Origin of the sequence: Colwellia sp. KU-HH00111 (assembly GCF_040362745.1) — a bacterium.
Taxonomy (GTDB): Bacteria; Pseudomonadota; Gammaproteobacteria; order Enterobacterales; family Alteromonadaceae; genus Colwellia.
Window position 1 is genome coordinate 697,566 of sequence record NZ_BAABWO010000001.1, and the last position, 14,579, is coordinate 712,144.

The window sequence follows — 14,579 nt, forward strand, 5'->3', positions numbered from 1 at the left end:
ATTAGTTGGTTCTAGTGCTATAGATGACCGTGTCTTCCTCTATACCATCAAGCACTTCAATCCATTGGTGGTTGCTAACGCCAGCACGAAAGCTTTGCTTTTTTCTTTGTCCAAAATCTTTCACCCAAACGTAATATGTACCATTATCATAATCAGTCAAGTGAATTGGCACTGATAATTTATTATTCACTTCTTTTATCATAATATCAGCGCGACCAGACATACCAACGTGTACATTAGTGGGGGATTTATCTATAGTAATTTCAACGTTAAATCGGTTTACCCCATTTTCACCACTAGAGACGACTTTGTTAATGCGTGATACTCTTCCGGTATATGCAGCATTGCTATAGGCGTCTAAGTAAACCTTTGCTTTAAGGTTAGTATTGATTTTTGCGACATCAAACTCCCTTATTTGTGTATTTAAAATGAGCTGGTTAGTATCTGGAATATCCATGAGGGTTTGCCCAGACCAGATGTTATCGCCCACTTGAATTTTTTGAACTCCTTCCGCTTTGGAGATGGTTTTATGTATCACAGTACCAGAGATAGGGGCAGTGAGTTCGCAAGCTAAAAGGTTTTGTTTTGTTTTACTGACTCTATTGAGCGCTCTTTGATGATCTCTCTTGGCTTTAACAATCGCGTTTCGGCTATTCTGTATTTGAATCTGTGACACTCGTAAGGTACGTCGATATTCTGTTGCTGCTGACTCCTTTAATATTTCAACCTCTCTTTTCATTTTTGGCCACTCAAATAACCTAAAATTTTCTAATTCTTGTTGCTTTAACTCCTCTTGTTCAACTAGTTTTTGTACTTTATCTGCCGCTTTTTCTTTTTCCCTATTACTAACATGACCTAACTTTAGTAATACATTAAAATCATCTAATTCCAATTTGGCTATTTCAAGTTCTCGCTGAGCTTGTTTCACTTCTAAGCCTAATTTTTTTCGCTTTAGTATACTGGCACCTTCTAGTAACTCCTTGGCTTTTAGTTCAGCCACTTCCAATGTTTTTTTGGCACTGTCAGCTGATTTCTCTGATTCTTCCAGTTGTATGCTTAATGAGCGCTCAGCTAATGATAACGTAGCTTCTGCATCTGACAAACCTTGTTCAACGGCAGAAAGTTCCTCTAGCAATGCTGTTTTGTCAAATTGTGCAACGACCTCGCCTTTTTCAACAGAACTGCCATCTGCAACCAAAAAAGTAAGCTTGGTGCGTGCATTGGAAATATTAGATTTAATCGGAATAACCCTAGCTGGTTGAAGCTCTCCTCGGGCTTGCACTAATGAGGGGAATGTTTGATAAGTAACCTTGTGCTCCATTTCTAAATCATTACTGTCTGAGCTGTTTGATATGCTAAACCCAAAAATAGTTAAGAGTAATAAGGCAAATGCAATTAAACCAAGAGTTACTTTTTTTATTGGAAGAAGGCGACCTGTAATGGTATTAAGTAGGTCTGGGTTTATAGACATTGTTTAGCCACTCGATAGATAGAATACCCATTGCTTGGGCGAAGTTTATCATGTTTTTTGTTAGATTTGCTTGTTGACGAATAAGCTCAACTTGTACTTGCTGTAATTCATCTTCTGCATCCATTAGATCCAGATTGTTGGAAAGCCCTCGTTCATAGCGAAGTTTAGCTAATTCGACGGAACTTGTTGCTTGGGTTAATCGCTCCTCATTTAACAGTTGTTTTTCTTGAATTAAACGTATTGTGTCGGCAAGGTTCATGATTTCATCTTTGACCCTGCGTTTTGTACTTTGTTGTTGCCTAATTAATGTGTTATAGGCAATTCGCTGTTTCTGGTAGTTATTTTTTTCTTTGTCTAGATTAAATCCAGTGCGATAGGTTAAACCAACATTCCAGTTCAGATCATCTTTGAAACTACCGTTGTCACTTTCAAACCCATCATAGTATTTATTAATTTCTGCAGTAAGCTTAATGTCAGGTAAAAGTTGCTTTTTGGCTCTAAATAGCGATAAATGAGCCAATTTGCTATCTAATGCTAATGCTCTTATGTCACCTCGGTTACCCATTGCCACAGCGATATAATCTCGGGGTAGAGAATAAAAAATTTGATTTATAGAGTCAGCAATATTCTCTTGTTGAAAATATATAGCACCACCAGCTAAATCAGATAGGCTGCGTAGTAAGTTTTTGACATTTTTACTATCATCACGCTCTCTAGATTTGGCACTAATGAATGATAGCTTGGCTCGGTACACATCGGTCTTAGCTACTAGCCCTAAGCTATGTCGGGACTCTGCAACTTCTAAATTTAATTGCGAACGCTTGACCGTTAATTTTGATAAAGCGTGTTGTTTAAAAGCTACCACGGTATCAATATATAAATAACAAGCACGAGCAATGAGGTTTTGTGTTTGTAGTTGCGACTGTAATGCTTGCTTATGTTGGCCAATTTCTGCTACCTGTAAAGGTAAGGCGTTAATATCGTACCCCCATTGGCGAAACAAACCTTGCTCTAAGCGTAAATAGGTTTTAGGGGACTCACTGGAATAGCTATCAGACTCAAACTTATCATAGGTAGAACCTAAAGTAATTTGACTACCGTATTGGGTTTTTTTTCTGACTTCTAAACCTATGCCTTGGTTGCTGCCACTAGTACTTTCATAAAAGCTGGCTATAGGGTAATACTGAAAGTCAAATGCACTTTCTGCCAATGTCACATCAAGTTTGGCTAAATAATTCTGATCTTGTATGGTTTTATTATCATCACCTTTTTTTAGCACCACAGTGGTGTAGTCTATTAGGGTGAGCTTATCGCTTGCTTTACAATTAAATACAAGAAATAAAAAAATAATTACTAATATATAGTAGAAGGGCTTCATAGATATATGTAAGCGCAGCATGTTGAGTGCTGCGCCATATGAAATGATTTAAGAACCATTATTTCAGGGGCATGAAACAGTGAATCCCCAGTAGGTACCGGTTTGATTTAAACAATTAGACGTGATGGTCACTTCAAGAGTGTTTGGACCTACTCCTGGTAGATTGATAACACCTGAATTCCCACCATTTATAGCCGAACAGCCAGTGTCGTATAAGGTTACGCCATCATGTACAAAAACTAGTTGATCTGCAATAGAGCCACCTAAATTATAAGTAACATGGAATGTGCCTGAATTAGAATTTAAGTTAATAGTTGTATTTGTGGTTGTAGGGATATCACCACTTCCTTCAACTAGGGTCCCACAAGTAGCACTTGATGGTGGCATATTGGTTTCGTAGCCATTGGCATCCAAAACGTTACCTAAACCTGGTAAATCAATAATAGGAGTGCCTGTACCAGGTGTAGTATTATCATTACCAGTCACAGTGGTGTCTGTTTCAACGGTTACAGTTGTTGTATCAAGACTATCACTTTTTGTTTCTGATGATCCTGCTGCAACAGCACCTGCGCCAACAGCAACAGCACCTACACCAACAGCAATGGTTGTTGTTGATAAACCAGCAAAGCCACCTGCTGCCGCTCCTGAACCTGCAGCTGCTCCAGTACTTGCCGTTGCTGCGCTAGAACCAGCAGCTGAAGCACTTGATGAAGCCGTAACAGTGTAGCCACTGACTGAAGATAAATTTAATGCGTTGCCACTGCTACCTAACAATTGGCTAGCTTGGTATCCGTAGGTTACGTTGTTAGCAAAGTCTTCTGTAGTCACTTTGCTTGGGTCCAACTCTGATTGAACTTCTAAAACATCCGAGTAGGCTTTTTTGGAGTCTTTATCCCATTCACCTTTTACCTTGGTGCCAAAAACATCAGAGCGTTCAAAACTGCCATCTTTATATTTTACAGCAAAAAAGTAATCTATTTGCCCCATTGATGGGCCTGGTGCTGGTAAATCAGATTGTAAAACTAGTCCGTTTTTATCTAAATCAACAAAAATAAAAGAGTCAGATAAATTAGATTTAAAATAAAGGCGAGCTTCCTTTATTGCTTTTGAATTATCCAAAACACCTGAAATTGTCGTTCTTTCGCCAATTTTGATGCCGTCAGATGGGATATGAGTAACTTCTGCTTGTGATGCAAGTGATACGCAGCAAGCAAGTAGCGATAATGTTTTCAATTTCACGAGAGAATTCCTTATTTTTCGTTTCCTAGATGCTTTCAATAACTTGAAACTGCGCTGCGGTCACGAAGATTACTATTATATTATTATTTCCAAGCGTTATTCTAACTAAATTTAATTTCAAAGCAACCGTTGAATTACATTAAACATTAATCTTTTGCTACAAATAATACACTTCAACGTATATTACCAGCGCGGTGCGCTTATTATGGCTTGGTTATACACTTCTTTAAGTTCTGGGTAAAACACCATGGTTGCTTTAATTGCCGGTAGGTAATAAGGGTGGTCGGTATGATGCTTGTATAAATATATAGACATAGCTTCAAGCGAATCAAACGATAAATCAGAGCTCTCTTTCAACACGTCAATGCCACCAATCGCATCTATCGCCATGGTTTTACCAATATTTTCGCCTACATTGTTCCCAATTGTTGAGCCTATAAATGGAATGCCACTAACCAGTTGCCGACCAACTAATGAACCAACTAAACCACCCAGATCTTTCCCGATACCCGCATCTATTGCAAGTTCTACCCATTCGGTTAGTACACCATCTGAGGTATAAGGTAAAACATACTTCCCTTCGGTTCCCTCTATAGGCTCCTGAGCTAATACTTCAGAAGGAAAAGGAATTAGAATTTTCTGCGTATCAGTTGATTTACAACCTATTACGGATAAAAGTACCCATAACATACTCATAGTCAATAATATTTTTTTCATAAGACCCTTTGTAGTTCAATAATCTTTTAGTTAGAGCTAAGAGTATATACGCAAGCCAGTTTAAGGTGTAGATTTCTTTATTTATCTTTACCCAAGAACACACTAATAATTAACACTGCAGTTTGAACACCTAAGTTGTTATCTTTTGTAATCATTAATCCAATCGTCATGTTTTTTACTGAAAGCACCGCTTAACTTGCGTATAATACTCAGGATTATTCATAAAGAATTTTTTAATGAAATTCTATAAAATAGTATTTATCTTAGTTGCTTAAATCTATTTACCCTTGTTTAAATAGAAGATAAAACCTATAACACTCTCAAAAAGGAAGGGTAGTGAGACATACCGCTATTGTAATACTTAAATTTTTTACACGTTTCATCACCCAATTGTTTTTATGGCTACCCCATCAAAAGCAATATATTGTGTTTTCAGCTAAATATGGCTTTACCGATAACAGTAAATATCTGTTTTTAACCTATGTAGAACAAGGGGCTAACTGTGTTTGGGTTGCTACGGATACTCAGTGTTACCAAACGATGCAATCGTTAATTGGGCAAAACCCTAATGTCAGGGTTGTTAAAAAAAACTCGTTTAAGCTGTTATTGATTCTCGCCCGAGCCAAATATGTGTTTGTTACTCATTCTTTTTTAGATCTGGGTGCTCTCGCTATTAAAAGTTGTCCAGTAATTAATTTATGGCATGGCATACCAATTAAAAAAATGGGCTATGATTCAATCAGTGATAGGGCACTATTTTCATTAGACACCCATAACCCGTATAGCCAAAATGATTATTTAATTGCCTCATCGCCAATAACTAAACCTTTTTTAATGTCATGCATGAAGCTGCCAGCGAGCAAAGTATTGCCTTTAGGGCAACCACGAAACGATTATTTAAATGAAAACAAAGATAATAATCAATTAATTACCTCTTTGAGGTCTTGTTATGCCTCTTCATCCCAAGCTAGGCTCTTTTTGTTTGCGCCAACATTTAGAGATCAAAGCAAGCTGTCACTTGGTATTTATACTTCCTTAGTACGCTCGTTTGCAGAGTTTGCACACGCGCGTGATATATTGGTGTTAAGGCTTCATCCTAAAGAGCGGACATTAGTTGCAAATATTAACCTACCCAATAATGTTAAACTTAGTGTTATAGAAGACGTGCAAGAAGAGTTACTAGCCGCTGATATTCTTATTTCGGATTATTCCAGTATTATTTTTGATTATAGTTTACTGGCAAGGCCGATACTTTTGTACACACCCGATAAAGCCGGTTATTTTAAAAACCGTGGTGGTAGTTATTTTGATTATGATGAGATTTTGCAAGAATGTAGGCATATTAACACCAGCGAATTAGACTCAGTTTGGCAAAGTAACTTCCAATCGCCCACTTATACTCGGCTATCAGCACTGCATTCAATGTCTGCTGGCAAAAGCCTATATCATCAATTTAATTAGTACTATTGAATATGAATTTATTGAAGGGAAGTGCCATTGCACTGATTCTAAGGATTTTATCAGCGCTGATCAGTTTTGTAGTAGCGGCTAGTATTACCCGTAACCTGGGCACAGACCAAGCGGGATTGTATTTTTATGCAACGTCATTAGTGATACTGTTTGTCAGCGTTTGTGGTTTAGGATTAAATAATACGGTATTAAAATATGTAGCGATTTATCACAATCAACAAAATGCACTAAAGTTAAATGCCGTCGTTAATAAATCGGTGATTTGGAGTGCAAGCGTGAGTTTGGTTGTTGTGGCGTTGACCTCAGTATTGCTGGTGTTTTATCCTCAAGTGGCCGGTAACAACCATCAGTATTATTATCTTTTTCTTTTTGCTGTGCCTTGCTTGGCTGTTATTGCCTTAATTTCTCATGCTATTCAAGCAACGGGCAAAGTAGCAATATCAATGATGATGGCTGGATTGATCCAACCATTTAGTTTTTTGGTCATCAATTTTGTATTGGTGCCACACGAAATAACCAGCCTTGCGCAAAACTACTTTTTCAGTGTGTTATGTGCCTTATCAGCCTGTATTATTTATTGGTTACGACAAAATCACTTTAGCTATAACCTTAATTTTGACTCAAAAATATTACTGGCGAGTTGCTCGTCGCTTTTGATTTTTCAAATCTTTCAACAATTTAATACCGTTATCGGCCAATTGTTCCTAGGACTATGGGGGAGTAATACTGAGGTGGCGTTATTTGCGGTTAGCATTAAAGTGGCTACGCTAACCAGTTTTATTATGTTTGCCGTTAATCGAGTAGTTGCTCCTAAGTTTGCTGCTTTATATGCAGCTAATGACTTAGTTGGTTTAGGTATTGCTGTAGCACATTCGAAACGGATAATGTTATTAGCTACATTTCCCTTGATAGCGTTATTACTATTTTTTCCAGAATTTATCTTGGCATTCTTTGGTGAAGAATATAAAACAAGTGCGTCGATTCTTCGAGTGCTTGCATTAATTCAATTTTTCTCGGTCTGGGTTGGCTCTGTTTCATATTTACTCATTATGACTGGGCAAGAAAAAGCCCACCGAAATAATGTTATTATATCAAGTGTGATTGCTAGTGTTATTGGCTGTATTATTGTTCCGTTTTATCCGTTATGGGGCGCTGTGGCTATCAGCGGATTATGCGTTATCATCACTTGTTATTTATCAAGTAGGGTAGTCAGTAAAAAGTTAGGCATTAATATGTTTAGCTTATTTACTTAACGTTACCTTTAGGTTGGACTTTAGTCCGACAACACGACTTAGTTTGCTCAAAGAGGTTTTATGAAAATCGGTATTGTGACCACTTGGTTTGAACGCGGAGCCGCCTATGTGAGCCGACAATTTATGGAAGCGCTACAATCATTGGGGTATGAAGTGTTTATTTATGCCCGTGGTGGCGAAAAATTTGCTAATGATGATGACAACTGGGCGTTAACTAATGTTACTTGGAATACTTTTTTATATAGTCCAATTAATACAGATATGGACAAAACACAGTATCAAGAGTGGTTGAGTGCCAACCATATTGATGCAGTGATCTTTAATGAACAGCATTACTGGGCGCCGATAATCTGGACTAAGCAGCTTAATATACCAACCATTGCTTACATTGATTATTATACTAATGAGACTGTCCCTCTGTTTGAAGTATACGATCAGCTTTGGTGTAACACTAAACGGCATTTTTCGGTGTTTAATTGGCACCGTGGAGCAAAATACATCCCGTGGGGAACCAATGTTGAGTTATACGGTAGCGCCCCTGTTAACCCTGAATATAATAAAGCTAACAATAAACGGGTGTTTTTTCACTCTGCAGGAATGAACCCCCATAGAAAGGGCACAGATCTATTGCTAAAGTCTTTAGGGAGTATTGATGCAGACGTGTTAACCAAAGCTCAGGTGGTAATACACACCCAAGTTGATTTGATCAAAAGCTTTCCTGAGTTACAGCCTCAAATTGAACACTTTATAGTAAACAATATATTGGTGCTTATCCATAAAACGGTACCTGCGCCTGGTTTGTATTATTTAGGTGATATTTATGTTTACCCTACTCGGTTAGAAGGGATAGGGTTAACCATTGCTGAGGCTATGGCTGCTGGGTTGCCTGTTATGATCCCAGACAAACAGCCGATGAATGAGTTTGTGTATGAGAATTACCCATATTTAGTCGACATTGCCGCAGAAGGCGTGAGAGGCGATGGTTACTTTTGGCCAGAAGCAGAGGTTTCAATTACTATGCTAAGCGAAAAAATAGCCAGCTTAATTAATTTACCTGAGCCAGACTTAACGCGATTGAAGCATGACTGTAAAGCACATGCACAAAGCAAATTAAACTTTAATAAAAATATCTCGGAATTAGCGCAGTGTATTGCTACCCTTGAGCTACAGCCACTAAACGAGAGCTTGATTGCCAAGATTAATACTACCGACAAGCATAATAATCATGTGTTTTTATATGCTAAGACACTTTCTAGGTGGTTATTTGCTTGCTATAAACGTTATAAAAAAATAAGCCACTAATGGATTTTTTGAGAATTTTTTGGGTTTGTTTCAACCCCTTTTTTAAAAGACTGGTTTACTTTGAACCAGTTATTTATAAAGTTATGTCGATACTGGCGCTGCTTTCAAGTGTCGGCATTGTCATTTCTAAAAAAGGGTTAATGATAGGGTTTTGCCTGAGCAGTTATTTGTTATTGGTTTCTCCTTTTAGCCTAGTGCATTTTTTACCTTTTATTTTGCTTTGTATTTTTTTACCTACCTTCAGAAGGCTAAGGTTTAGCAGCACCCTTAAATGCTTTTTGCCGTTGTTTTTCTTGATTATACTTTACGCGATTTACCAAAAAGTGTTTGGATACACTTTTGTTGAGCTTAATTGGATTAGGGCAGGCATTGGTGCTGTAGGTGAAGAGGGCTACTTTATCAGAGATGATGTCAGACCTTTGTCATTTTTAGCTGGTACACCTGAGCTATCCTTATTTTTCTGTGTTTATTTTTATTACTTTTTGCTTTCAAAAAATAAGCTAGGTATGTTGCTTTCATTTACCATGTTGGTAATTTCAGGCTCTAGGGGGGTGTTAGTAGCTTTTCTGGTGCTGATATTCTTTTTATGGGTTAAAAAATACCTATTCCCTAGAACTCGTTATTCGGTGCTGCTTTTTTACACCTTGGTTTGTAACGGTCTTTCCTATTTTACCTTTACGCTAATAGGGCCACTAATAGCCGCTTTAGCACCAGGTCAACGGTTATTTGTTTTTGGTACTTTTAATGCGCGTGTAGAAACCTTAATTGAGTTTTTTATCAGTAATTACCATAGTTATTTTTTGCTCCCTTTTGCTGATCCTGAAAAGGTCTATGACAATGCTTATTTAACTTTTATATCTATTTTTACCATTACTTTGTTACCGTTATTTTTGTATTACTTGATTAAAAACTGTCAAAGTGAAAAGTTTTTTGTTGGAGCGTCACTGGCATTAGGTTATTCGTTTTACGCAGATTTATTTTACTCTTATTACGCGATGTTTTTTATTTTTGTGGTGATGTTCAGCCAAGAAAAAGGCTATCGTTCTTTGTTATGGAAAACCGCATGAAAAAACTCTTTATTTTTTCAAATTATTCTGGCGGTTACGGCTCTGAAAGTTCTTTAGGTGATGTGTTTCAAGCATTGTCATCAGATTATCGTATCACCACATTTATGAATCCTGCGGTTACTATACCTGAAGAGTATAGTCAGCAATATAATGTCAAAGCACTGGCGTTTAATATTCTTTCTAAACGTCGTTTATTGCCAAGTGTATGGTCAGTGTTAAAGCTGATAAAGTTTTTACGTCAACACAAACCGGATAAAGTTATTGCCAATATTTCGGTGATGCCTGAGCTGTATCTTGCCTGTTGGTGCTGTAGAGTTCCGTTATATATTATTATTCGCGAAAGTCTCATTGATTACGGGGCGGTTTTTACGCTCTATAAACAATTTTTGTCAATGTGCAGTACAAAACTGATCGCCAATTCGCTATACACCAAATCCATGTTTGGAGACATGAAAAAGGTTGAGTTACTTTATAATAGAATAGACGTACCGTGTGATGATTTAAGTGCCGATACCTTGGAGCAATATGATTTTATTTACTTAGGACGTCTAAGTGAGCGCAAAGGAATTGGCGTGCTTTTTAAGGCGCTTGGGCAATTATCAAAGCAATATCGCAACAAAATACGAATTATTATTGTTGGTGGTGTTAAGTCAGGTGAAGAAAACCTCATCGATGAAATGAAAAGCTGTGATGCTCAATACCCAAACATTGAGATTAAATGGGTGGGTTTTCAACCCGAGCCATCAAGTTATATTAAACAAGCTAAGTTTATGGTTGCACCGTCATTGTTACCAGAAACCTTTGGCCGCACTATTATTGAAAGCGGTGCGCTTGGTGTACCGGTAGTGTCAAGTGATGTTGGCGCTTATCAAGAAGTAAACCCGCTTAACACCTTTGTTTTTTCAACGGGAAATAGTAATGCGTTAGCAGACAAAATGCTGACGTTATTACAGTTGAACGAGAAACAATACCTAGACCTTCAACATCGGGTTAAAACAGACAGCCAGCGCTACTCATTTAACCAGTATCAACTTAACTTAAAGAAAATTTTAAATGATTAGTATAGTCACAGTGTCTCATGGGCATCATAGCGATATAGAAAAACTAGTGGCATCACTCGCTCAATATCTTAAGCTCTCTTATGAGCTCATTTTAATTGACAACCTCAACTCAGGGTTTGATTTTGAGGGGTTGTGTCATCGCTTTAATATTGCTAATTTCAAGGTTATTAAAAATATCTCACCGATGTCATTTTCTGTCAATAATAATATTGGCGTGAGTTTGTGCTCATATGATAACGTTGTTTTACTTAACCCTGATATCTGCTTAATTGATGACTCGTTACATCATTACCTTACACAAGCATGTATGGAGCAACAAGGCATAGAAGATGGGCTATTTTTTCCTGCCTTGGTTAACTTAGATGGTAGCAAACAAATTAATGGTAAAGCCAAGCCTGACTTTTTTGATCAAGTGGTAACGTTTTTTGCTAGCATTTTCGCTAAAAAGCGCGAATCTCCAGCGGGTGATTATTGGTATTTTGCTGCGGCAGTGATATTTAATAAGCCGTTTTTTTATCAATTGGGTGGCTTTGATATTAATTTTCCTATGTATGCTGAAGACACGGAAATATGTGATCGTTGTCATGCCGTTGATGCACCCGTAGTATTAGTGAACAATATTAGCTTACAGCATGGCTTGGGCGGCGACTCAAAAAGTAAATACATTGCTAAAGCCGTTAGGTCGAATATTTATCTTCGATATAAAATGTATAAGAACAAACAATTAAGTAAAATACACAACTAAGTAAAATAAAAGAATAACCCAACAGGGAAATATATAACTATGCACAAAGGCATCATTTTAGCTGGGGGCAGTGGCACTCGCTTGTACCCTTTAACCAAAGTTGTTAGTAAGCAGCTTATGCCGGTATACGATAAACCTATGATTTATTATCCGCTTGCCACTTTGATGCAAGCTGGCATCAAAGAGATACTAGTGATATCAACGCCAGAAGAAATTCATCGTTTTGAAAACTTATTAGGTGATGGTAGTAATTTTGGCGTGACTATTTCCTATAAAGAACAACCCAGCCCAGATGGCTTAGCACAAGCGTTTATCCTGGCTGAAGCGTTTCTTGATGGCGCTCCTGCGGCACTTATTTTGGGTGATAACATGTTCTACGGACATGACTTAACTAAATCATTGCAAAACGCCAATGCGCAAACCTCTGGCGGCACTGTTTTTGGTTATCATGTTGCCAACCCTCAGGTTTATGGTGTGGTTGAGTTTGATCAGCTAGGTAATGCAATCTCCATAGAAGAAAAACCACAGTTTCCAAAATCAAAGTATGCAGTGCCGGGCTTGTACTTCTTTGATGAACATGTGGTTGAATTGGCAAAAAATGTTCAGCCATCAGCCCGTGGCGAATTAGAAATTACCGATGTTATTGAGCAATACTTAACAGCGGGCAGCTTAAAAGTTGAGATCATGGGACGAGGTACAGCATGGCTTGATACTGGCACCCATGATGATTTACTTGCCGCAGCTAACTTTATTTCTACAATTGAAAAACGACAAGGTTTAAAAGTGAACTGTCCTGAAGAAGTCGCTTATCGAAATGGTTGGTTGAGCGCAGAAAAATTACGTGAAATTGCCCAACCGCTAAGAAAAAGCGGGTACGGTGAATACCTATTGCAATTAATTGATGGGCGGGTTTTTTAATGAATTATATAGATACCGTAATTCCTGATGTTAAAATCATTGAGCCGAAAGTGTTTGGTGATGAACGCGGTTTTTTCATGGAAACTTTTCGTGTTGATGAATTTAACAAACAATGCTGTTCACGTGTTTTTGTACAAGACAATCACAGTAAATCAAGCCAAGGTATTTTGCGTGGTTTGCATTACCAACTCAACAATACACAAGGTAAATTGGTTCGGGTGACTGCTGGTGAAGTCTATGATGTTGCTGTTGATATGCGCAAAACTTCGCCTACCTTTGGTCAACATGTTGGGGTGATTTTATCGGGTGAAAATAAACGCCAACTATGGGTGCCTGAAGGTTTTGCTCATGGTTTTTATGTGATTAGTGAGTCTGCAGAATTTGTCTATAAGTGTACTGACTATTATGCCCCAGAGCATGAAGTATCTTTGTTGTGGAATGATCCCCAGTTAGCGATTCAATGGCCGCTGGTAGATGATAAAACCCCTGCCTTATCTGCTAAAGACGAAAATGGTTTATTGTTTAACGATGCGCCCTGTTTTGATTAAAACGGGTATCATTAACCACATTATTTGAGAGAAAAAGTTTAATGAGTAAAACTATTATTGTAACCGGAGGCGCTGGCTTTATTGGCTCAGCATTGGTGCGTTTTCTAATTAATGAAACAGATCATCAGGTGATTAATTTTGATAAGTTAACCTATGCTGGTAATCTTGAATCACTCAAATCAATTGAAGCAAATGAGCGTTATCATTTTATTCAAGGCGATATTTGTGACAAGGTTAAAGTGGCGCAAGTGTTTGCACAGCACCAACCTGATTTTATTATGCATTTAGCAGCAGAAAGCCATGTTGATCGCTCTATTGATAGCCCAGGCGAATTTATACAAACTAATGTTGTTGGCACCTATGCACTACTTGACGTGGCAAGAGACTACTTTGCTAAATTAACGGCGGATAGGCAAAAAGGTTTTCGATTTCACCACATTTCAACCGATGAAGTGTATGGTGACTTAGGCGCTGAAGGATTGTTTAGTGAAACAACGCCTTATGATCCTAGCTCACCTTATTCGGCGTCAAAAGCTGCGTCTGATCATTTAGTGAGAGCGTGGCATCGCACTTATCAATTGCCAGTGGTTATAACGAATTGCTCTAATAATTATGGCCCTTATCATTTTCCAGAAAAATTAATCCCATTGATTATTTTAAATGCCCTTGAAGGTAAAGCTTTGCCTATTTACGGCGATGGTAAACAAGTGCGTGATTGGCTCTATGTAGACGATCATGCGCGTGCTTTATACAAAGTGGTTTGTGAAGGAACCTTAGGTGAAACCTATAATATTGGCGGCTTTAATGAAAAACAAAATATTGAAGTGGTTAATACTATTTGTCAGCATTTAAACGAGCTTATCATTGATAAACCCCAAGGAATAGAAAGCTTTAACGACTTAATTACTTATGTAACAGACCGTCCAGGGCATGATGTGCGTTACGCTATTGATGCAAGTAAAATTAATGAAACCCTTGGCTGGACGCCTCAAGAAACGTTTGAATCAGGCATTAAGAAAACCATAGAATGGTATCTGGACAATTTGTCCTGGTGTAAACATGTCCAAGATGGCAGTTATCAAAGAGAAAGGCTAGGTCACTAATTTTTACGGTAATAGATGTGGTTTAGGGCGGAATTCAGGAGAATATGCGTCCTGCATTCTCTAATAAGCTACATCCGTGTAGCGTATTCCGACAAAAAGCGGGCAATGAATTACACCGACAAAGGGCGCACAATGTAGGGCGGACTTTAGTCAGACAAAAAAACGGGCGATGAATTACCCCCGACAAAGCGCACACCATGTAGGGCGGAAACTGAAAAACCAATGTAGGGCGGAATTTATTCCGACAAAAAACGGGCAATAAATTACCCCCTACAAAGAGCACATCATGTAGGGCGGAATTAAGGAG

13 protein-coding genes are annotated in these 14,579 nt (G+C 38.0%); 9 read left to right on the plus strand and 4 right to left on the minus strand.

The features are described from left to right. Position 1: 1 nt before the first annotated feature. From ABXG98_RS03050 to ABXG98_RS03065, 4 genes are all read right to left on the minus strand, one after another. Positions 2-1,471: an HlyD family secretion protein gene (locus ABXG98_RS03050; RefSeq protein ID WP_353537204.1), complete on the minus strand. Its 1,470-nt coding sequence runs from the start codon at positions 1,469-1,471 to the stop codon at positions 2-4. Beyond that, positions 1,446-2,753: a TolC family protein gene (locus tag ABXG98_RS03055; protein WP_353537205.1), complete on the minus strand. Its 1,308-nt coding sequence runs from the start codon at positions 2,751-2,753 to the stop codon at positions 1,446-1,448. The genes ABXG98_RS03050 and ABXG98_RS03055 overlap by 26 nt, the downstream gene beginning before the upstream one ends. A 159-nt stretch (positions 2,754-2,912) precedes the next feature. Further along, the gene (locus ABXG98_RS03060) at positions 2,913-4,088 is read right to left on the minus strand and encodes a hypothetical protein (RefSeq protein WP_353537206.1); all 1,176 of its coding nucleotides are present in this window, start codon (positions 4,086-4,088) and stop codon (positions 2,913-2,915) included. Positions 4,089-4,271: 183 nt separating this feature from the next. After that, the gene (locus ABXG98_RS03065) at positions 4,272-4,805 is read right to left on the minus strand and encodes a hypothetical protein (RefSeq protein WP_353537207.1); all 534 of its coding nucleotides are present in this window, start codon (positions 4,803-4,805) and stop codon (positions 4,272-4,274) included. A gap of 336 nt (positions 4,806-5,141) precedes the next feature. Here ABXG98_RS03065 and ABXG98_RS03070 point away from each other — a divergent pair, with 336 nt between their 5' ends. The 9 genes from ABXG98_RS03070 (at position 5,142) to rfbB (ending at position 14,272) form a co-directional block, all read left to right on the plus strand. Further along, entirely contained in the window at positions 5,142-6,266 is a 1,125-nt protein-coding gene (locus ABXG98_RS03070) for a CDP-glycerol glycerophosphotransferase family protein (RefSeq protein ID WP_353537208.1), read from the plus strand. An 11-nt stretch (positions 6,267-6,277) separates the two neighbouring features. Further along, positions 6,278-7,528: an oligosaccharide flippase family protein gene (locus ABXG98_RS03075; RefSeq protein ID WP_353537209.1), complete on the plus strand. Its 1,251-nt coding sequence runs from the start codon at positions 6,278-6,280 to the stop codon at positions 7,526-7,528. A 60-nt stretch (positions 7,529-7,588) separates the two neighbouring features. Further along, complete coding sequence (locus ABXG98_RS03080; protein ID WP_353537210.1) at positions 7,589-8,830, plus strand: glycosyltransferase family 4 protein; 1,242 nt, start codon at positions 7,589-7,591, stop codon at positions 8,828-8,830. A gap of 293 nt (positions 8,831-9,123) precedes the next feature. Next, positions 9,124-9,897 carry a hypothetical protein gene (locus ABXG98_RS03085; protein WP_353537211.1) on the plus strand — a complete coding sequence of 258 codons (774 nt, stop codon included), beginning with the start codon at positions 9,124-9,126 and terminating at the stop codon, positions 9,895-9,897. Then, on the plus strand, positions 9,894-10,958 hold the full coding sequence (locus ABXG98_RS03090) for a glycosyltransferase (RefSeq protein WP_353537212.1): 1,065 nt from the start codon (positions 9,894-9,896) through the stop codon (positions 10,956-10,958). Before ABXG98_RS03085 ends, ABXG98_RS03090 begins: the two co-directional genes overlap by 4 nt. Beyond that, positions 10,951-11,703: a glycosyltransferase family 2 protein gene (locus ABXG98_RS03095; RefSeq protein ID WP_353537213.1), complete on the plus strand. Its 753-nt coding sequence runs from the start codon at positions 10,951-10,953 to the stop codon at positions 11,701-11,703. Before ABXG98_RS03090 ends, ABXG98_RS03095 begins: the two co-directional genes overlap by 8 nt. Positions 11,704-11,742: 39 nt before the next feature. Further along, complete coding sequence (rfbA, locus tag ABXG98_RS03100) at positions 11,743-12,621, plus strand: glucose-1-phosphate thymidylyltransferase RfbA (RefSeq protein ID WP_353537214.1); 879 nt, start codon at positions 11,743-11,745, stop codon at positions 12,619-12,621. Then, complete coding sequence (rfbC, locus tag ABXG98_RS03105; RefSeq protein WP_353537215.1) at positions 12,621-13,169, plus strand: dTDP-4-dehydrorhamnose 3,5-epimerase; 549 nt, start codon at positions 12,621-12,623, stop codon at positions 13,167-13,169. Before rfbA ends, rfbC begins: the two co-directional genes overlap by 1 nt. Positions 13,170-13,210: 41 nt before the next feature. Then, entirely contained in the window at positions 13,211-14,272 is a 1,062-nt protein-coding gene (gene rfbB, locus ABXG98_RS03110; protein ID WP_353537216.1) for a dTDP-glucose 4,6-dehydratase, read from the plus strand. Positions 14,273-14,579: the final 307 nt, after the last annotated feature.